A 20,414-nucleotide genomic window follows, 5' to 3' on the forward strand; every position below is an offset into this window, starting at 1 on the left:
TCTTCCCGTGACCGGCGACGGCAAACACCTGGTCAATGGACAATTCGGTCCTTTCGGAACAAAAACTTTTTCGGTTTCGAGCAGGTCGGTCCGGGGGTATGGCTGCGAAGTGGATCGCCGGGTCCGGGCGGCGTGCCGCAAGAGCCGGACACGGCGGTCGGCGTGGTCGAAGACGCGGATCGAGCAGAGCGCCCCGCAGGCGCTCATCGCGGCGAGGGGCTGAAAATGGCTGAAGCTGGTGTGCGCACGCTGATCCCCGCGAGGATCGACAGGCTCCCCTGGTCACCGTTCCACACGCGCATGGTCATCGCGCTGGGCGTGGCGTGGATCCTCGACGGCCTGGAGATCACGGTCGCCAGCGCGATCGCCGACACGCTGACCAAACCGGAGACCCTCGGGCTGTCCTCGACCGCGGTCGGCCTGCTGGCCACGGTGTACCTGCTCGGCGAGGTCGTCGGCGCACTGTTCTTCGGCCACCTCTCCGACAAGCTCGGCCGCCGCAACCTGTTCATGATCACGCTCGCGGTCTACCTGGTCGGCTCCGGCCTCACCGCGTTCACCCTCGGCAACGGCGCGGGGTGGCTGGTCTTCCTGTACCTGACCAGGTTCATCGCCGGCATGGGCATCGGCGGCGAGTACGCGGCGATCAACTCCGCGATCGACGAGCTCATCCCCGCCCGCTACCGGGGCCGTGTCGACATCGCCGTCAACGGCACCTACTGGGCGGGCGCGGTGCTCGGCACGCTCAGCTCGTACGTCCTGCTCAACCACGTGGAGCTGTCGCTGGGCTGGCGGCTCGGGTTCCTCGTCGGACCGGTGCTGGGCCTCGTGATCCTGGTGGTGCGCAGGCACCTGCCGGAGAGCCCGCGCTGGCAGATCATGCACGGCCGCACCGAGGAGGCCGAGAAGACGATCAAGGGCATCGAGGAGGAGGTCGAGAAGGAGTCCGGCTCGGCCCTGCCCGCGGTCGACGAGAAGAAGGCCATCGAGGTCACACCGGCCAAGGAGATCGGGTACCTCGCGCTGGCCCGCGTGCTGTTCAAGGAATATCCCTCGCGGGCGGTTCTCGGCGCGACGCTGATGATCACCCAGTCGTTCCTCTACAACGCCATCTTCTTCACCTACACGCTGGTGCTCGGCAAGTTCTACGGCGTTCCGTCCGAGGTGACACCGCTCTACCTGGTCGCGTTCGCGGTGGGCAACCTCGTTGGCCCGTTCACCATCGGGCACCTCTTCGACACCATCGGCCGCCGCAGGATGCTGTTCCTGACCTACGCGATCTCCGGCGCCCTGCTCGGTGTCACCGCCGTGCTGTTCTACGCCGGAGTGCTCAACGCGATCACGCAGACCATCGCGTGGTGCGTGATCTTCTTCTTCGCCTCGGCCGGTGCCAGCGCCGCGTACCTGACGGTCAGCGAGATCTTCCCGCTGGAGGTGCGGGCCAAGGCGATCGGCGTCTTCTTCGCCATCGCCCAGTGCTTCGGCGCGCTCGGCCCGGTGATCTACGGCGCGTTGATCGGCACCGGTGACCAGCCCGTGCGGCTGTTCATCGGCTACCTGGTCGGCGCGGTCATCATGATCGCGGGCGGGCTGGTCGCGCGGTTCCTCGCGGTGGACGCGGAGAACAAGTCGTTGGAGGACATCGCCATGCCGTTGTCCTCGACCGCGCGACGCAGCCACACCCGCGCCGAGGGCGCCGGCTCACCCTTCAAGACGTGAGACCAGCACTCCCCCGCGCTGCACGAACGACGCCGGCAACCACGGCTGCTCGACCTTGCGACCGTTCCACCGCGTCTCCTGCACGTGCACGCCCGGTGTTCCCGTCGCCAGAACCGTGATGTTCTTGGCGGTGATCCTGGCCTTCGGGAACATCGGGCTGGAAAGGTGCAGTTCGGCGCTGCTCGGCGTGCGCGGGTACAGGCCCAGGGCGGCGAAGACGTACCAGGCGGACATCGTGCCGAGGTCGTCGTTGCCGGGCAGGCCGGACGGACCGGTCCTGTAGACCAGGCGGGCCATGGCGCGGACGGTCTCCTGGGTCTTGCGGGGCTGGCCCAGCTCGTTGTAGATCCACGGCGTGTGGATGCCGGGCTCGTTCGTCGGGTCGTACCGCAGGGCGTCACCGCCGGTCGCCCACGAGCCGTCCGCGCGCTTGAAGAACCCGTCGAGCCTGGTGGCGGCGGCTTCCGGCCCGCCCATGGCGTCCGCCAGGCCCTGGACGTCGTGCGGCACCATCCACGTGTAGGTGGCGCTGCTGCCCTGCGCGAAGCCCTGGTCGGAGGCCGGGTTGAACGGGGTCACCCAGGTGCCGTCGGCCTTGCGGGCCTGCTGGTACCCGGTGGCCGGGTTGAAGGTGTTGCGCCACCAGCCCGCGCGCTCCTGCATCTCCGGGTTGGGACGGCCGAGCGCGCGACCGAGGTCCGCGAGCGCCTGGTCGGCGACGGAATCCTCGAGCGTCTCGGCGGCGCCGCCCCAGCAGTGGCAGGTGTCGTGCGGGGCGTATCCGAGGCGCATGTACTCGGCGAGGTTGGGGCGCTGGCCCTCGCACTGGCCCGGGCAGCCCTTGTCGGACAGGCCGTCCGGGTGCGGGACGGTGGCTTGGCGCAGCAACGAGTCGTAGGCGGCGTTGACGTCGAAGTCCCTGGCGCCCATGGCGTACATGCCCGCGATGGCCGGGGCGGACGGGTCGCCGGTCATGACGTGCGTCGGGCCGGTGATGTGGACCCAGCGGTCCCAGACACCGCCGTTCTTGCGCGAGATCTCCAGCAACGACTGGGCGAAGTCGCTCGCGACGTCCGGTGCCAGCAGCGCCAGGAGCTGGGTGTGGGCGCGGTACTGGTCCCAGCCGGAGAAGTTGCCGTACCGGGTCTTCCCGCCGGCGTCGCTGATCACGTTGGGCTGCAGGAAGGTGTGGTAGAGCGCGGTGTAGAAGATCGTGCGCTCGTCCGCGGTCCCGCCGGTGATCTCGACCGCGCGCAGCTGCTTCGCCCAGGCCTTCTTCGCCTCCGCCGCGACGTCTGCCACGCTCGCGCGCTTCGGGATCTCCGCGGCGAGGTTGCGCTTGGCGGCGTCGAGGCTGGTGTAGGAGATGCCGACGCGCATGCGCACGTCCTTGTCCGCGAAGGACACGTACCCGCCGGACCCCTTGCCCGCGCGGGCGCTCCCGGTCAGGTAGCCCTCGCCGCCGGTCGCGTGCGTCGTCCCCGGCCTCAGCTCGCTGTCGACCCACGTGCCGTAGTTCGCGATCGGGCGGTCGAACGACGCCGTGAAGTGCAGGCGGTAGTAGGTCTTCTGGTTGTTCGTGCCGCCGTTCGCGCGCCGGCCGCAGAACGCGCCGGTGAGCACCGAACCGGACACGCTGCCGGTCGCCGGGTCGATCGTGATGTCGGCGTCCTCGCTGCCGTTGAGCGAGTTCGAGGTCCGGAACAGCAGCGAACCGTTGACGGGGAAGGTGAACTCGCCGATGCCCGCGCGGGTCGTCACGGACAGGTCCGCCGTGGCGCCGGACTTCAGGCCCACCCGGTAACGACCGGCCTCGGCCTTCTCGTCGGCGTGCGAGAAGTCGCTCGCGAAGATCTGGTCCTTGGTGTCCGCCGTCGGCGACGAGGTGATCTCCCCGACGTGCGGCATGATCGGGACGTCCCCCGCGGCGCCGGGGTGGCAGCCCGCGCCGTTGACGTGCGTGAGGCTGAAGCCCCGCACTCGCGTGGCGTCGTAGGCGTACCCGTTGGCGGCGCCCGTGTTCGTCTGGTCGCCGCGGGTCGACGTGGGGCTCCACGAGATCATCCCGAACGGCCGCACGGCGCCCGGATAGGTGTTGCCGCCGCCCGCCGAACCGATCAGCGGGTCGACGTACCGGGTGTCGTCTCTCACCGCCGCACCAGCGGGAGTCGCCAGCGCGGCGGTGAGGACAGTGACCAGGAAGACCGGGAGCGCTCTCACGTCCCGGACACTAACCGGGTTTCAGTAAACGCAGGGTGGCCGGTACCCGTCGACTTTCAGGCTCTGGAACTCCAGGTCGTTCTTCGTGTTGCCGACGAACACCAGGCCACGGGCGTCGGCGAGCGCGTCGGCGAGCGGGTAGGACGGCTTGCCCAGGGCGGGCAGATACGTCCAGTCCTTCGTCTTGAAGCTGAAGAACCGCTTCACGAGCTTGCCGCCGGTGGACGGGATCTTCGTGACCCACTTGTCGCCGCCGCTCCAGAACTCCGCAGGACGCAGCTGGACGTGGAGGTCGTTGGTGGCGCGGTAGGTCATCCAGAAGCCGCGCGAGTCGGACAGGTCCGCCTGCGCCTCGAACTCGTTGCCGAGCCACACGACCATGACGGCCCAGTCGTCGGCCAGGAACTTGATCTTCGCGGTGTGGTCGTGCCGTCCCTTGGGCACGAGGATGCTGCCGGTCGCGGGTTCCGTGGCACCCTCACCACTGGCGATCCACTGCTGGTACCGGTCGATGGACGGGGTGGCGCACTCGCGGCCGTGCGAGGCGTCGGCGACCGCTGTCGAGCCGAGGGTGAACAGCAGCGCGTACGCGATCACCGCGACGCGGCCGAACGTCGATTTCAGGCGCATCCAGCGGACCGTAGCGGAAATTGGTATAAACCATTTCCGTTGACGGTTGACAACGGTCTCACTTGGTTACCTGGACAGCGGATTGTGAGGCCTTCCCGCGAGGGCCCACAGTGAGCGCCGTGCAGCCTGCCAGATGCATCGCATTCATAGGTGTCGTAACGGTTTTCGCCCTCCAGCTGACCACTCCGGCGATCGCGTCGGACGACTGCTCCCCCACCGTCGACGAGCGGTCGTTCGCCTCCGCCCGCGAACTCCGCTCCCTCAACTCCACCGTGGCCGGGTTCGGCGTCCGCGCGACCGGCAGCCCGGCCCACAACCGCCTGATCTCGTGGCTCGAACGCCGCGTGGACCGGCTCCCGGGCGTGTCCGTGCGGTCCGAGAGCTTCGCGATCCAGCGCTGGCGACCGGGTCCCGGTTTCCTGCTCTCGGACGGCCTCGTGCCGGTCGCCGGCGCGATCCCCTACTCCGATCCCGGTGTGCGCTCCGGCTCGTTGGTCCGCCTGCCCGCCGGCACGCCGATCACCGCCGGCAACGCGCGCGGCAAGGTCGTGCTGCGCGACTTCCCGGCTCTCGACCGCGGCTACCTCGCCGAACCGCTGCTCGACGCGGACATGGTCGACGCGGGCAAGGCCGGTGCCGCCGGTGTCGTCGTCGCCTTCCCCTTCCCGCACGAGCAGGTGAAGGGCTACTGGGACCCGCACCTCGGCACCCACTACCGCCTGCCGGGCGTGTTCATCGGCTCCGACGCGGCTTCGAGGCTGGTTCCAGGCACGCACACGACGATCGGCGTGGTGGCCGGACGCGCACCGGCCACCACCCGCTCGCTGATCGCCACGCTGCCCGGCCGCAGCAGCGAGAAGATCGTCCTCGACACCAACACCGACGGCGTGGGCTGGGTGCAGGAGAACGGCACCGTCGCACTGCTGGCGCTCGCCGGGCACTTCGCCCGCCTGCCACTGCGGTGCCGGCCGCGCACGATCGAGTTCGTCTTCGCGACCGGCCACCTGCACCGCCCGGCGGAGGGCAGCGAGTTCCGCGCCCGTGCGCTCGACGCCGAGTACGACTCGGGTTCCGTCGCGTTCGCGTTCGTCCTGGAACACCTCGGCACGCGGGAGTTCCTGCCCCGGAACGGCTCTCTGCACCCGACCGGCCTGGCGGAGCCCTCGGGCTGGTTCGCGGGCAGTCCCGTGCTCTCCCGGACAGCCGCGGCGGCACTGGCCGGGCGTGCGGTGGACCGCACGTTCGTCCTGCCCGGCAGTGATCCGCCGGTGCCGGGCCGGGTGCCGCCGCAGTGCTCGTTCGGCGGCATCGGCACGCACTTCCACTCGCACCTGATCCCGACGATGGCGATGATCTCCGGGCCGTGGACGCTGTGGGCGCCCTCGTTCGGCGCCCAGGCCGTCGACCACGACCGCATGCGCGCCCAGGTGCTGGCCGCCGGTGACGCGATCACCGCGCTGGCCCCGCTGCCCCGCGACCAGATCGCCGGGCCGTACCTCGAGCAGCGGCAGGCCCGCGCGGCCGGCGCACCGACCTGTTCGCACGACCTGCCGCCGGAGTGGGCGCCTAGAAGCTGATCAACGCCTGGATGGGGAGGTGGTCGGTCGGGAACTGGCCGTCGCGGTGGAACGTGTTGATCGCGGCGGCCTCGACGGTGGCTCCGCGCGTCAGGATCCAGTCGATGCGCGGGCCGTCGGGGATCAGCGGGCCGAAGCCGTGGAACGTCCCGTACGCCGGGGTGGTCTGCGGCCCGGCGAGCCACGTGTCGGTCAGTTCGGCCGTCAGCACGGTGTAGGGCGGTGAGCCGGGGACGTCGTTGAAGTCGCCGGTCAGCACGACCGGGAGTTGCTGGGCGTGGAGGCGGTCGCGGACGACCTCGGCGCTGCGCAGGCGGGCGTTCGCCGACTCGTGGTCGAAGTGCGTGTTGACGGCCACGAACTGCTTGCCCGTCTCGCGGTCCGCGAACCGGACCCACGTGACCATGCGGATCACGTTGTTGCCCCAGGACCTGGAGCCCACGAGCTTCGGCGTGTCGGACAGCCACTCGTGGTCGAACTCCAGCGGTTGCAGCCGCCGGGTGTCGAAGAAGATCGCCATGAACTCGTCGTGGCTGCCGCCGTGCCGGCCCACGCCGATCCAGTCGTACTGGTCGGGCAGGTCGTGCGCCACATCGCTGATCTGTCCATACAGGCCTTCTTGCGTGCCGATCAGTGCCGGCAGCTCCTGCCGCAGGAACTCCGCCATCACAGGACGCCTGGTCGGCCACGAGTTCGGCTCGACGGTCGAGGCGAACCTCAGGTTCAGGGACATCACGCTCAAGGTCGACACCTGGACCAGGGTTGCACAGGCCCGACCTGTTTTCAGGTCGGGCCTGTGCCACTGGTTACGCGGGCGCGTAACCAGTCGGCGTGCTCGTGAACGAGCCGCGGCCCTGCGTCCGGCTGCGCAAGCGGGTCACGTAACCGAACATCTCCGCCAACGGCACGCTCGCCGTCACCACCGTCGCACCGGGCCTGGCGTCCGAGCCGAGGATGCGGCCCCGGCGCGTGGCCAGATCACCGAGCACGCCGCCGAGGTACTCCTCCGGCACGGTGACCGCGACCTCGGCGATCGGTTCGAGCAGCGTCATCGCGCCGGCCTTCAGCGCGTCGCGCAGCCCGAGCCGTCCCGCCGTGCGGAACGCCATCTCCGACGAGTCCTTGACGTGCGTGGACCCGTCGGTGAGCGTCACCCGCACACCGGTCACCGGGTGGCCGAGGGGTCCCTCGGCCAGCGCGTCCCGGCAGCCCTGTTCGACCGCGCGGACGAACTCCTGCGGCACGCGCCCGCCGGTGACGGCCGAGCGGAACTCGAAACCCGTCTCCAGCGGTTCGGTGCTGATCACGATGTGAGCGAACTGGCCCTGCCCTCCGTCCTGCTTGACGTGCCGGTAGACGAATCCCGTGACGCCCGTGGCGACGGTCTCGCGGTACGAGACGCGCGGCCGTCCCATGGTGATCTCGATGCGGTACAGCGTGCGCGCCTTCTCCACCGAGACCTCCAGGTGCAGCTCGCCCTGGCCGGACAGCACGGTCTGACCGGTCTCCGGGTCCGTCCCGAACCGCAGGGACGGGTCCTCGTCGACCAGGTGCGCCAGCGCTTCGGTGAGCCGGGCGTTGTCCGCGCTGGTCCGCGCTTCCACCGCCACCGACACGACCGGGTCGGCCGACACCGGGGGTTCGAGCAGCAACGGTGCGTCCGGCGCGCACAGCGTCGTCCCGGTGCGGGCCGACTTCAGCCCGACCAGCGCGACGATGTCCCCCGCGACGGCCTGGTCGACCGGCGTGTGCCGGTCGGCCTGGACGCGCAGGATGCGCCCGATGCGTTCGTTGCGGCCCGCCACCTGGACCGTGTCTCCCTTGTGGAGGGTGCCCGAGTAGACGCGGACGTACGCGAGCCGTCCCGTGGAGGTGGCGTTCACCTTGAACACCAGCGCCGCGAACGGCGCCTCCGGGTCCGGCTCCCGTTCCTGGCCGTCGACGCCGCGCACCGCCGGAACGTCCACAGGGGACGGCAGGTACGCGATCACCGCGTCCAGCAACGGTTCGACGCCCCGGTTGCGGTACGCCGAGCCGCACAGCACGACCGTCGCCTGACCGCTCCGGGTCAGCTGCCGCAGCGCGTTGACGAGCGTCTGTTCGGACAATCCTCCTGCGAAGAACTCCTCCAACGCCTCGGGGTGCAGTTCCGCGACCGCCTCCTCCAGCAGGCGACGGCGCCGTTGTGCTTCTGCCAGCAGCGTTTCCGGTACGGGCCCTTCGGTCATGCCTTCGTCCCAGATGAGCGCACGCATGCGCACCAGGTCGACGACACCGCGGAACCCGTCCTCCACGCCGATCGGCAGCTGCACGACGAGCGGCACGGTGTGCAGCCTCACCCGGATCGACTCCACGACGTGGTCGAGGTTCGCGCCGGCTCTGTCGAGCTTGTTGACGAACGCGATCCGCGGCACGCCGTGCCGATCCGCCTGCCGCCACACGGATTCGCTCTGCGGTTCCACACCGGCGACGCCGTCGAACACCGCGACCGCCCCGTCCAGCACGCGCAGGGACCGTTCGACCTCGTCGGCGAAGTCGACGTGCCCCGGTGTGTCGATGAGGTTGACGCGGTGCCCGTCCCAAGTGCAGGTCACGGCCGCGGCGAAGATCGTGATGCCGCGGTCGCGCTCCTGCGGGTCGAAGTCGGTGACAGTCGTGCCGTCGTGGACCTCGCCGCGCTTGTAGGTGCTGCCGGTCGCGAACAGGACTCGTTCGGTGAGCGTGGTCTTGCCCGCGTCGACGTGGGCGAGGATGCCGAGGTTGCGGACAGCGTTCAACGTGATGGTGCGCATGGCTTTGATGCCTTTGGTGTCAAGGACTTGCGGGGTCAGCGCGATGACCCGGCGAACCCGCTCAGGGGTTCGTCAGACACTCCGGTGCCCGGCGCGCAGCGGGCGACCGGGGTGCGGGGACACGAGGATCACGTCGAAACGGGACGGGAGGATGACGGCGGTACGCACGGCCGGTCCCCTCTCGTCGTTCGGTGATGTTGATCGTGGAGTGTAGACGGATCTCCGTTGCGGGGGAACCGTTTTACGGAACCCGGCTCAAGAGCGCGCGAAGCTCGGCCGCGCTGGAACGCACAACCGGCCACAGCGGGTTGCGCGCCCAGTGGGCGGTCCCGGCCGTCTCGATGGTGTCGAGCAGCTCGCGCAACCCGGTCACGGCCTCCACTTCCCGCCGGTCGCGGAAGACCTCGCCGAGCCCGAGCGGCAGGTCCGGATCCACGACGTCGCGGATCGCGGACGCGCTCTCCCCGGCCATCAGCCGAGTCACGTCGCCGAAGAACTCCAGCCGCCTCTGCGGGCGCCGCACTCCGGCCCGCACGATGGCGTCCAGACCCCACCGGCCGGCGGCCTCCTCGGCCTCCTCCCGGGACTTCCACTGCCGGGGCTCGCCGCGCTCGCCCTGCTTGGTGAGCGCGCGGTGCACGGCCGGCTGGTAGACGCCGCGCACCCGGAAGTCCGCGAGGTGCGCCCGCGGCACGACCATCTGAGCCAACCGGCCGGGGGTGCCGCGATGCCGGCCGACGACCACGACCTGCTCCCCGCCGTCACCCCACTGCGGCGGCAACACCCACGTCTTCGTGCCCGGCGAGAAGTGCTTGAGTCCGGTTGCGACGTTCGCGACCACGCACCACCCCAGCAGTTCGTCCACCGTCACAGTCTGAACCGGAACACCGCCGCCTCGCATGCCGTTTTCACAGGTATGCGTCTGTGTTTGCTCGGCGACTCGATCGCCGCCGGAGTGGGCAGCACGCGCCGGGAGGACACGCTCGGCCCGTTGCTCGCCGAACGCCTGCGGAAGGCAGGACACCAGGTCGACCTCAGGGTGCACGCCGTCGCGGGCGCCCGCTCGGCCGACCTGCGCGGACAGGTGCGCGCGGCCGTGGCGAGCGGCGTCGACATCGCGGTGGTGGTGATCGGCGCGAACGACCTGACCAGGTTCGTCCCGGCCCAGGTCGGCGCGCAGCAGCTGCACGACGCGGTCGCCGACCTGCGCGCGGCGGGGGCCGAGGTCGTCGTCACCACGGCGCCGGACCTGAGCATCGTCTCGCACGTGCCGCCCGCCCTGCGCGACGCCGTGTCGACCGTGAGCCGCCAGTACGCCCAGGTGCAGCAGCAGGCCGTCATCCGGGCGGGTGGCGTGGTCGCCCACGTCGAACGCGCCGTCACGCCCCGGTTCGCCGCCGACCCCTCGCTCTTCGCCGCCGACCGCTTCCACCCGTCCGCCGCCGGTTACCGCGAGATCGCCGCCGCCCTGGCACCCGCCGTCGAGGCCGCCGCGGACCGAATGCACGCCTGAGCGATTGCGATCAAGGCCGTGGCGTCGTACTGTCCAGACTAAGTTCAAGCATTGAACGAATGAGGTGGATGATGACCACGCCCACTCCGGCGGACAAGTTCTCCTTCGGTCTCTGGACCGTGGGCTGGCAGGGTCGCGACCCGTTCGGCGAGGCCACGCGGCCCGAGCTGGACGTCGTCGAGGCGGTGAACCGGCTCGCCGAGCTGGGGGCCTACGGCCTCACGTTCCACGACGACGACCTGTTCGGCTTCGAGGCGACCCACCGCGAGAAGCAGATCGACCGTCTCAAGGGTGCGTTGAAGGACACCGGGCTCGTGATCCCGATGGTCACGACGAACCTGTTCAGCCACCCCGTCTTCAAGGACGGCGGCTTCACCAGCAACGACCGCGGCGTGCGGCGGTTCGCGCTGAAGAAGGTGCTGCGCAACATCGAGCTGGCGGCCGACCTGGGCGCGGAGACCTTCGTGCTGTGGGGCGGGCGTGAGGGCTCCGAGTACGACACGGCCAAGGACGTGCGGGCCGCACTCGACCGGTACCGCGAGTCGATGAACCTGCTGACGCAGTTCGTCACGGACCGCGGCTACGACATCCGGTTCGCGCTCGAGCCGAAGCCGAACGAGCCCCGCGGCGACATCCTGCTGCCGACGGTCGGGCACGCGATCGCGTTCATCTCCGAGCTGGACCGCCCGGACCTGGTGGGTCTCAACCCCGAGGTCGGGCACGAGCAGATGGCCGGCCTGAACTTCGTGCACGGCATCGCGCAGGCGTTGTGGCACGGCAAGCTCTTCCACATCGACCTCAACGGTCAGCGCAGCATCAAGTACGACCAGGACCTGGTGTTCGGCCACGGCGACCTGATGAACGCGTTCGCGCTGGTGGACCTGCTGGAGACGGCCGGTTACGAGGGCCCGCGGCACTTCGACTACAAGCCGTCGCGCACCGAGGACATCACCGGCGTGTGGGACTCGGCCAAGGCCAACATGGCCACCTACCTGCTGCTCAAGGAACGCGCCGCGGCCTTCCGCGCGGACCCCGAGGTGCAGGAGGCGCTCGAGACCGCGGGGGTCGCCGAGCTGGGCCAGCCGACGCTGAACGCCGGCGAGTCCTACGACGACCTGCTCTCCGACGACAGCTTCGACCTCGACCAGGCGTCCGAGCGCGGCTTCGGCTTCGTCCGGCTGAACCAGCTCGCCCTCGAGCACCTCGCGGGAGCGCGCTGACATGACGCTCGTCGCCGGCGTCGACTCCTCGACGCAGTCGTGCAAGGTCGTGGTCCGCGACGCCGAGACGGGCCGTCTCGTCCGGGAGGGGCGCGCGTCGCACCCGGACGGCACCGAGGTGCACCCCTCGCACTGGTGGAGCGCGCTGCAGTCGGCGCTGGCCGACGCCGGCGGGCTCGACGACGTCGCGGCGCTGAGCGTCGGCGGCCAGCAGCACGGCATGGTCTGCCTCGACGACGCCGGTGAGGTCGTGCGGGAGGCGCTGCTGTGGAACGACACCCGTTCCGCGGCGGCGGCCGCCGACCTGACGGCCGAGCTCGGTGCGCAGCAGTGGGCGGAGCGGATCGGTCTCGTGCCGGTCGCGTCGTTCACGATCACCAAGCTGCGCTGGCTCGCCCAGCACGAGCCGGACAACGCGAAGCGCACCGCCGCGGTCTGCCTGCCGCACGACTGGCTGACGTGGCGGCTGCGCGGCACCGGTGACCTCGCGGACCTGGTCACCGACCGTTCGGACGCGTCGGGCACCGGCTACTTCGACTCGGTGGCCGACGCCTACGTGCCGGACCTGGTGTCGCTCGCGCTCGGCCGCTCCGACGTGGGGCTGCCGCGCGTGCTGGGCCCGTCCGAGTTCGTGGACGGACCGCTTCGCCTCGGTGCGGGCGCCGGTGACAACGCGGCGGCCATGCTCGGCGTGGGCGGGGGCGAGGACGTCCTGGTGTCGCTCGGCACCTCCGGCGTCGTCACCGCGACCTCCGAGGTCAGGGCGGTCGACGCGTCCGGCATCGTGGCGGGGTTCGCCGACGCCACGGGCCGGTACCTGCCGCTGGCGTGCACGCTCAACGCCGCCCGCGTGCTGGACGCGACCGCCCGGATGCTGGGCGTCGACCTCGCGAAGCTCAGCGACCTCGCGCTGTCCGCCAAGCCGGGTGCCGAGGGCGTCGTGATGGTGCCGTACCTGGAAGGCGAACGAACGCCGAACCTGCCCGACGCCACGGGCGCGTTGCACGGTCTGACGCTCACCAATGCCACACCGGCGAACATCGCGCGTGCGGCTGTCGAAGGCATGCTGTGCGGTCTCGCCGTCGGACTCGACGCGTTGGCCGAGCAAGGTGCGGACGTCAGCGGTGTGCGGCTCGTGGGTGGAGCGGCGGCGTCCAGGGCCGTGCGGGAGATCGCGCCGATGGTGTTCGGTGTGCCCGTGACGGTGCCCGCGCCGGGCGAGTACGTGGCGGACGGTGCGGCGCGTCAGGCGGCATGGACGCTCACGGGCGCGGCGACGCCTCCGGAGTGGACGCTGGCGGAGAGCACGCGGTACGAGGCGGAGCCGGAGCCGGAGGTCCGGGCGCGGTACGGGGACGCGGCGCAGCGATACTTGAGTCGATGACCACCGTCGACCACCTGCGGCAGGTTCGCCTCGGCAACCTGCGGACGGTGCTGCTCGCCCTCGTCGACCGCCCCGGTTCGCGGGCCGACCTCGCGGCCCGCACCGGCCTCACCAAGGCGACGCTCGGCAACCTGACCGAACCGCTGCTGGCGGGCGGGATCCTCGTCGAGGAACCCGCCACGCTCGCGGGCATGGGCAGGCCGTCGAAGCCGCTGCGCTTCCACCCGGAGGGCCCGGTCGCCGTCGGGGCGGAGATCAACGTCAGCCACCTCGCCGTCGAGACCCTCGGGCTCGACGGCGAGACGCTGGAACGCCGCCTCGTGCCCGCCGACACGCGCGGCGCGACGGCGGACGAGGTCCTGGACCGGGTCGCCGAGCTGATCCGCGAGGTCACCGGGCCGCGCAAGCTGCTCGGCGCGGGCCTCGCCATCCCCGGTGTCGTGCACGACGGCGTCGTCATCAGGACCCCCAACCTGCCGAAGCTCGTCGGGTCGCCGCTCGCCGCGAACCTCGGCCGGCGCCTGGACCTCGACGTCGAGCTCGACAACGAGGCGAACCTCGCCGCGCTCGCCCACCTGTGGCCGCACCACCTCGCGGGCGAGGACTTCGTGCACGTGACCGCGGACGTCGGCATCGGCGCGGGCGTCGTGCTGAACGGCGAGGTCTACCGCGGCGTCAGCGGGTTCGCGGGCGAGCTCGGGCACGTCGTGATCGAACGCAACGGCGTCCTCTGCACGTGCGGCAGCCGCGGTTGCGTGGAGCGGTACGCGGGCCTCGACGTCATCCTGCGCGAGGCGGGACGGCGCACGCTCAACTCCCTGCGCAAGGCCCTCGACACCGGTGACTCCCGTGCTCAGGAGGCCGTGCGGAAGGCCGGCGAGGCGCTCGGGGTCGGCCTGGCGACGCTGATGAACCTGTTCGACGTGCCGACGGTCGTGCTCGGCGGGAGCTACGCCCTGCTGTACGAACACCTCAGCGCCGCGGTCCAGTCCGAAATGGACGGCCGGGTGCTCGCGGGCGGCGAACGGCACGCGCGGCTCGTCGCCTCACCGCTCGGCGAGTTCGCCGTGGCACGGGGTGCGGCGGGGCTCATCACGAGGCGTGCGGTGCAGCAGCCCGAGCGGCTCTTCGCTTAGCCAGCACACCGAGCACCACGGCGGCGAGGCCCACTACCAGCGACACGTAGCCGCCGACGATCCCGTAGCCGGTGCCCGGACCGCCCTTCGCCACCAGCACGACGGCGGCGCCGAGCAGCACCCCGATCCCACCGGCGACCAGGGCCGCCAGCCCGTTCCGGCGTCGCCTCCACGCCAGAACTCCCATCACCACACCGGCAGTGCCGGCACCGGCGCCGATCAGCGACCACGTGCGTCCCGCGGTCATCTCGTAAGCAGCTGAGAGCAACATGGCCCCAGCCTGTCCGCCGGACCGCGCGGGGTCGTCGTGCGAGCGCAGACAGCGACTACCGCGTCCGCGGTAGTCCCGAAGTCATCCCAGCGCACGATCTACCAGTGCGAACCGAGGAATAGGCTGCGCGCATGAGCAGGCGCCGGCTGGACTGGGCGATCGCCGCGGGCGTGGCGGCGAGCCTCGTCGTGGCCGGGCATCCCGCCACCGCGACGGGATACGCGTTGCTGGCGTTGAGCGGGCTGGCGCTGGCGTGGCGCAGAACGGCACCGGTCGCCGTGCTCGCCGCGACCGGCCTCCTCGCGCTCGGCTACCAGGCGACCGGCGCGGACGTGCCGGTGATCGCGTTCCTGTTCGCCGTCTACGCGACCATGCGGGCGGGCCACCGCGTCGTCACGCTCGCCGGTTCCGTGCTGATGCTCGGCGCACTCCCCCTCGCGGCGCTCCTGTCGCCGCGGGACCTCACGACGTACGAGGCGTTCGCGCAGACCCGGGACGTCCTGCAGATCGCGTGGCTGATCGCCGCCGCGGCCGCCGGTGAGGCGCTCAGGCAAGCCGAGGAGCGAGCTGACGAGGCCGAACGCACCCGCGAGGAGACGGCACGCCGGCGCGCGGGCGAGGAACGCCTGCACATCGCCCGCGAACTGCACGACTCGCTCACCCACCAGATCTCCGTGATCAAGCTGCAGGCCGAGGTCGCGGTCCACCTCGCGCGCAAACGCGGCGAGGACGTGCCCGAGCCGCTCCTGGTGATCCGCGACGCCGGCCGTGAAGCCGCCAGGGAACTCCACGCGACGCTCGAAGCGTTGCGCGACGACGACAAGAACCCGCCGCACGGCATCGACGACGTCCCTGAGCTCGTCGAACGCGCCCGGTCGACCGGCCTCGACGCCCGGCTCACCATCGAAGGCCGCCACCACGACGTTCCCGCCGCGGTCGAGCGCACGGCCTACCGGATCGTGCAGGAGTCGCTCACGAACATCGCCCGCCACGCCGCCGCGGAGACCGCGCGGGTCCACATCGACTACCGCCCGGACGCGGTGGTCGTGCGCGTGGACGACGACGGCAAGGCGGTGCCGCAGAACCCGCAGCCCGGCGTCGGCTTGCTCGGCATGCGTGAGCGGGTCACCGCGCTCGGCGGGCGGCTCCAGGCGGAACCCCGAAGCGGAGGCGGGTTCCGCGTGCGGGCCGAACTCCCGGTGGTGCAGCCGTGATCCGCGTCCTGCTGGTCGACGACCAGCCGTTGATCCGCAGCGGGTTCCGCGCGCTGCTGGAGGCGGAGGACGACATCGAGGTCGTCGCCGAGGCCGCGAACGGCGCGGAGGGGGTGTCCCTCGCCCGCGCGCACCTCCCGGACATCGCCCTGGTCGACGTCCAGATGCCCGAGGTGGACGGCATCGAGGCGACCAGGCGGATCGCCGCCGATCCGGCGCTGGCGGGCACGCACGTCGTGATCCTCACCAACTACGGCCTGGACGAGTACGTCTTCCACGCCCTGAAGGCGGGCGCGGCCGGATTCCTCGTGAAGGACGTGCAGCCGGAGGACTTCCTGCACGCCGTCCGGGTCGCTGCCCGCGGTGACGCGCTGCTGGCCCCGTCGATCACCCGCCGGTTGATCGACCGGTACGTGAGCCAGCCGCCGCGGCAGGACCGCAGTCTCGAGCACCTCACCACCCGCGAGCGCGAGGCCGTCGTCCTGGTCGCGCGCGGCCTGTCGAACGACGAGGTCGCGGCGAGCATGGTGATCAGCCCGCTCACCGCGAAGACCCACGTCAACCGCGCGATGGCGAAGCTGCACGCCCGCGACCGGGCCCAGCTCGTGGTGATCGCCTACGAGTCCGGCCTCGTCGTCCCGCAGACCTCCGACCGCGGATAGCCCTCGGCGCAGATCCGCGCCTCGGCGTCCGCTGCGGACAGCGACCAGCGGATGATCCGCGCGTCGTTCGCACCGGACACCAGCTCGTCCTCGCGTGTGAACGCGACGGCCTGCACCGGTCCCGTGTGCCCGGTGAGCGTCGTGCCGGTCCGCGTGCCGAGGTCCCACACCACGACCGCGTCGTCCTCTCCCCCGGACGCCAGCGCGGTGCCGGACGGGCTGAACGCGAGCGCCACCACCGGCGCCGAGTGCCCCGTCAGCGTCATCAGCTCGGCGCCCGTGGCCACGTCCCAGACCTTCACCGTCCGGTTGGCGCCCGCCGTCGCGAACCTCGTGCCGTCCGGGCTGACCGCGACGTCCCGCACGTCGCCCTGCCCCGTGCTGACGCGCCGTCGCAGCTCGTCGGCGGCGACGTCCCACAGCATCGCGCCGCCCGCCGGGTCGGTGGAGATGAGTAGGCGGCCATCCGGCGTGAACTCGACGGCGCTCGCGATGAACGGGCCACCGGACAACGGGTTCTCCCGGAGCTCGGGCAGGTTCCAGCGGAAGCGCCCGAGCGACGCCGCGACGATCCCGCGCCCGTCGGGCTGGTAGGCGATGTCGGTCGAGGCGCCCAGACCGCTGTAGGACAGCGACGACACCCGCTCGCGACGGGCGACGTCCCAGATCGTGACGGTGTGGTCGCGGGTCAGCGCGGCGAGCCGGGAGCCGTCCGGGCTGAACGACACCGACTCCACTCGATCGGAATGACCGTCCAAAGTGGCCAGCGGCGTGCCGTCGAGATCCCACAGCCGCACGGTTCTGTCGTCCCCCGCCGACGCGACGACGCCCTCGCGCACGTCGATGGCGTTGATGCCGCCGGCGTGCCCGGTGAACGGCGGCACCGCCTCCTCGCGCACCGCCACGATCCGGCCGTAACCGCCGGAGACCAGCAGCGTGCCGGCGCGGCCGAGCGCGATCGCCCTGGACTCGGTGCGGCCGCGGTCGCGGTAGGTCGTGATGGGACGGCCCGCGCGGACGTCCCAGATGGTGATGAGCCCGTCCTCGTCCGCCACCGCCATGCGTCCACCGACCGGCGCGGACGCCTCCCACGCGTAGGCGCCCTGCTTCGGCAGCTCCGACAACAGCTTCCCGTTCACGTCCCAGAACTTCACGCCGTCGCGCAGGGTCGCGGTGACGATCGCCGTCCCGTCGAAGGCGACGTTGTCGACCTCCAGCGACGGGATCTCGCCGATCCGCGCGCCGGACGCCACGTCCCACACCAGCGGGTGTTCCTCGCCGGTCGCGGTGACCAGCAGCGCTCCGTCCGGGCTGAACGCCAGCGCGGTCACCTCGGCGCCGTGCCCCCGCAGCGTCCGGCTGGTCCTGGCGGCGACGTCCCACACCTCGACGGCGCCTCCGGCGACACCGACCGCGAACGACGTGCCCGCCGGGTGGAACGCGAGCCCGGTGGTGATCACGTCGAACTGGTGGGAGAACTTGGCATTTCCGGTCGCGAGGTCCCAGACGACGACGTCGCCGCGGCTTCCGGCCAGTGCCGGCAGCGAGGCGTTCGAGGCGAGGAACCGGTCGTCCGCGCTGAACTCGGCCTGCCGGGCGTAGCCGCCGTCGGTGAACGCGTTGTGGTCGGCGAGCAGCATCCTGCGCGAGCGCGTCCCCAGGTCCCACAACGTGACATGACCGTCCCGGTCGGCCGTGGCGATCACGTCTCCCTTGTTCGACACGCTCACGTCCAGCACGGGCGGGCCGTCCGCGTTGAGATCGACGCGGCGGCGGGGTGCGGACGCGGTGCTCAGCAGCGCGCCTCGGGTGTCGTCGTCCGCGTGCAGCCGGTAGGCCGACAGGGCGAACTGCCCGGCGAGGTCGGGGGCCGTGTCCACGAGGCCCCGGGCCGACAGCGCGAGCTGGTGCGCCTGCTCGATCCGTTGCTGCAACCGGGCTTCCCGCGACTGCCACCACGCGACGCCGCCACCGCCCGCGGCGAGGAGCAGCAACACGCCCATGATCGCGACGAGTTTCGTGAGCAGCCGGTTGCGGCGCTTCACGGTCACCTGCTCGGCCTCTTCGCGCTCGCGGCTCGCCCCGAGGAACGCCTCCTCGGCCGCGTTCAGCTCACCGGGGTGGTCGAGGGCCCAGGCCGACGCGGTGGCGAGCTGCGCGCCCCGGTAGAGCGCGTCCTCGTCCCGGTCGAGCTCGGTCCAGGTGTGCGCCGCGGCGGTCAGCCTGCGGTGGACCAGCAGCGTCGCCCTGTCGTCGGACAGCCAGCGCTGCAACCGGGGCCACGCGCGGATCAGCGCCTCGTGGGCGATCTCCGCGGTGTCCTCGTCCAGGACGACCAGCCGTTCGGCGACCAGGCGGGCGAGCACGCCGTCGGCCACGCCGGGCTCGGCGACGCCGTCCAGCTCGGCGCGGCGGATCGGGCGGCGGGTGTCCTCGGTGCCGTCGCCGAACGCGGTGAGCCGCACCAGGATCCGGCGCATGGCGTGCTGCTCCGCGTCCCCCAGTTCGTCGTAGGCGCGTTCGGCGGTCTGCGCGATCGCGCCGCGGACCCCGCCACCCGCACGGTAGGCGGCCAAGGTCAGTTCGGCGCCGGAACGCTGCCACGTCTCGACGAGCGCGTGCGAGAGCAACGGGAGCGCACCCGGTTCGGCGTCCACGTCGGCGAGGACGGTCGCGAGCAGGTCGGAGGCGACGGACGCCCCGCTCATCGCGGCCGGGCGCAGCACGATGTCCCGCAGGTCGGCGGAGGACGGTGGCCCGACCAGCACGGTCGCCTCGTCCGCCAGCGCCAGCACCAGGCCGGGGTGCTGCGTGACGTGGGCGAGGAAGTCGGCACGGACGCCGAGCACGACCCGTGTGCGGCGGTGCGGCCCCTGGGCGGCGTCGAGCAGCACCCTGATGAACTGCGAGCGTTCACCTTCGCTGGCGCACAAGGTGAACAGCTCCTCCAGCTGGTCCACCACGAGCAGCACGCGGACGTCGTCCGGGCCGTGCGCGAGCGCGTTGCGCACCTCCACGTCGAACGCCGCCGGGTCCGCGCCGAGGTCGGGCCGCTTGCCGGTGAACGACGCGAGGGCGGTGGTGAGCGCCTCCACCGGGTGCGCTGTCGGCGTGAGGACGACAGGCCGCCACGTCGCGTCGAGCCCGCCGACGACACCGGCCCTCAGCAGCGAGGACTTGCCGCTGCCGGACGCCCCGAACACCCCGACGACCGGATGGCGCTCGATCCGGCGCGTGACCAGGTCGACGAGGTGGTCACGGCCGAAGAACCACGGGTGGTGCTCCGGCTGGTAGGCCATCAGGCCGCGGTACGGGCAGTCGGTGCGGCCGGTCTTCGGCGGTGCGGGGTCGAGCAGTGGGGCGCCCTGCAGCATCGTCGCGTGCAGGCCGCGCAACTCGGGGCCGGGTTCGATGCCGAGGTCCTCCACGAGCCGTTCGCGGGCTCTCCGGAACACCTCCAGAGCCTCTGCCTGGCGAGACGCGCCGTAGAGGGCGGTCATCAGCAGGGCGTGCAGGGGCTCGCGGTACGGGTTCGCCTGGGCCAGTTCGCCGAGATCGCCGATCACCCCGGCGTGCCGGCCCAGCGCCAGTTCGGCGCCGGCCCGCGCCTCGGCGGCGCGCAACCGGCGTTCGTCGAGCCTCGTGGCGAACTGCCCGGCCAGGTCGGGGTAGGCCGGGCCGCGCCACAGGCCGAGCGCCTCGGTGAGCAGATCGGCCGCCTTCGCCGGGTCTCCCGCCGCGAGCGCACGTTCACCGTCCTCGGTCAGCTGCTCGAAGCGGTCGGCGTCGAGTTCGCCGGGCTCGACCGCGAGCGCGTACCCGGCCGGTTCGCGGGTGATCCGGTCACCGAGGCCGAGGGAGCGCTTGAGCTGGTAGACGTAGAGCCGGACGTTCTCCTGCGCGGAGGCCGGCGGTGACTCCCAGAGCGCCTCGACCAGCCGGTGCTGGGAGACGGGCGTGTTCGCGTGCCGCAACAGCATCGCGAGCAGGGTGCGCTGCTTCGCGGACCGCAGCGGTACCTCTTCCCCGTTCGCGGTGACGACGACCGGACCGAGCACCCGGAACCGCACGCACCC

15 protein-coding genes are annotated in these 20,414 nt (G+C 71.6%); 8 read left to right on the forward strand and 7 right to left on the reverse strand.

The genetic code is table 11. The features are described from left to right. Nucleotides 1-225: 225 nt before the first annotated feature. Entirely contained in the window at nucleotides 226-1,719 is a 1,494-nt protein-coding gene (locus IE307_RS02070) for an MFS transporter (RefSeq protein ID WP_191295707.1), read from the forward strand. On the opposite strand, the gene IE307_RS02075 is transcribed toward IE307_RS02070, so the two are convergent. Further along, a complete protein-coding gene (locus IE307_RS02075) occupies nucleotides 1,702-3,939 on the reverse strand; it encodes a GH92 family glycosyl hydrolase (protein ID WP_191295708.1) in 2,238 nt (745 codons plus the stop codon). The genes IE307_RS02070 and IE307_RS02075 overlap by 18 nt on opposite strands. Before the next feature lie 21 nt (nucleotides 3,940-3,960). Continuing rightward, nucleotides 3,961-4,569 (reverse strand): hypothetical protein, encoded by a 609-nt coding sequence (locus tag IE307_RS02080; protein ID WP_229904296.1) that lies wholly within the window; start codon nucleotides 4,567-4,569, stop codon nucleotides 3,961-3,963. A gap of 119 nt (nucleotides 4,570-4,688) precedes the next feature. Between IE307_RS02080 and IE307_RS02085 the strand changes: the two genes are divergently transcribed. After that, nucleotides 4,689-6,146: a hypothetical protein gene (locus IE307_RS02085; RefSeq protein WP_191295709.1), complete on the forward strand. Its 1,458-nt coding sequence runs from the start codon at nucleotides 4,689-4,691 to the stop codon at nucleotides 6,144-6,146. On the opposite strand, the gene IE307_RS02090 is transcribed toward IE307_RS02085, so the two are convergent. From IE307_RS02090 to IE307_RS02100, 3 genes are all read right to left on the reverse strand, one after another. Beyond that, on the reverse strand, nucleotides 6,136-6,897 hold the full coding sequence (locus tag IE307_RS02090; protein WP_191295710.1) for an endonuclease/exonuclease/phosphatase family protein: 762 nt from the start codon (nucleotides 6,895-6,897) through the stop codon (nucleotides 6,136-6,138). The two genes, IE307_RS02085 and IE307_RS02090, sit on opposite strands and share 11 nt — an antisense overlap. A 55-nt stretch (nucleotides 6,898-6,952) precedes the next feature. After that, nucleotides 6,953-8,938: an elongation factor G gene (gene fusA / locus IE307_RS02095; protein ID WP_191295711.1), complete on the reverse strand. Its 1,986-nt coding sequence runs from the start codon at nucleotides 8,936-8,938 to the stop codon at nucleotides 6,953-6,955. 241 nt (nucleotides 8,939-9,179) lie between these two features. Beyond that, nucleotides 9,180-9,803, reverse strand: coding sequence for a hypothetical protein (locus IE307_RS02100; RefSeq protein WP_191295712.1), 624 nt, complete (start codon nucleotides 9,801-9,803; stop codon nucleotides 9,180-9,182). 51 nt (nucleotides 9,804-9,854) lie between these two features. On the opposite strand from IE307_RS02100, the gene IE307_RS02105 reads away from it, so the two are divergent. The 4 genes from IE307_RS02105 to IE307_RS02120 all read left to right on the forward strand — a co-directional run bounded on the left by IE307_RS02105 (nucleotide 9,855) and on the right by IE307_RS02120 (nucleotide 14,191). After that, a complete protein-coding gene (locus IE307_RS02105; RefSeq protein ID WP_191295713.1) occupies nucleotides 9,855-10,451 on the forward strand; it encodes an SGNH/GDSL hydrolase family protein in 597 nt (198 codons plus the stop codon). A 68-nt stretch (nucleotides 10,452-10,519) separates the two neighbouring features. Then, a complete protein-coding gene (xylA, locus tag IE307_RS02110) occupies nucleotides 10,520-11,671 on the forward strand; it encodes a xylose isomerase (protein ID WP_191296448.1) in 1,152 nt (383 codons plus the stop codon). A 1-nt stretch (nucleotide 11,672) separates the two neighbouring features. Continuing rightward, the gene (gene xylB / locus IE307_RS02115) at nucleotides 11,673-13,055 is read left to right on the forward strand and encodes a xylulokinase (RefSeq protein ID WP_191295714.1); all 1,383 of its coding nucleotides are present in this window, start codon (nucleotides 11,673-11,675) and stop codon (nucleotides 13,053-13,055) included. Then, complete coding sequence (locus IE307_RS02120) at nucleotides 13,052-14,191, forward strand: ROK family protein (protein ID WP_191295715.1); 1,140 nt, start codon at nucleotides 13,052-13,054, stop codon at nucleotides 14,189-14,191. Before xylB ends, IE307_RS02120 begins: the two co-directional genes overlap by 4 nt. On the opposite strand, the gene IE307_RS02125 is transcribed toward IE307_RS02120, so the two are convergent. After that, nucleotides 14,148-14,462 (reverse strand): DUF6223 family protein, encoded by a 315-nt coding sequence (locus tag IE307_RS02125; protein WP_191295716.1) that lies wholly within the window; start codon nucleotides 14,460-14,462, stop codon nucleotides 14,148-14,150. The two genes, IE307_RS02120 and IE307_RS02125, sit on opposite strands and share 44 nt — an antisense overlap. Nucleotides 14,463-14,593: 131 nt before the next feature. Here IE307_RS02125 and IE307_RS02130 point away from each other — a divergent pair, with 131 nt between their 5' ends. After that, nucleotides 14,594-15,676, forward strand: a complete 1,083-nt coding sequence (locus IE307_RS02130) for a sensor histidine kinase (protein WP_191295717.1) — start codon at nucleotides 14,594-14,596, stop codon at nucleotides 15,674-15,676. Then, entirely contained in the window at nucleotides 15,673-16,338 is a 666-nt protein-coding gene (locus tag IE307_RS02135) for a response regulator (RefSeq protein ID WP_191295718.1), read from the forward strand. Before IE307_RS02130 ends, IE307_RS02135 begins: the two co-directional genes overlap by 4 nt. On the opposite strand, the gene IE307_RS02140 is transcribed toward IE307_RS02135, so the two are convergent. Next, on the reverse strand, nucleotides 16,293-20,408 hold the full coding sequence (locus IE307_RS02140; protein WP_191295719.1) for an nSTAND1 domain-containing NTPase: 4,116 nt from the start codon (nucleotides 20,406-20,408) through the stop codon (nucleotides 16,293-16,295). The genes IE307_RS02135 and IE307_RS02140 overlap by 46 nt on opposite strands. Nucleotides 20,409-20,414: the final 6 nt, after the last annotated feature.

This window comes from Lentzea cavernae, assembly GCF_014653695.1.
In the GTDB taxonomy this organism is placed as follows: Bacteria; Actinomycetota; Actinomycetes; order Mycobacteriales; family Pseudonocardiaceae; genus Lentzea; species Lentzea cavernae.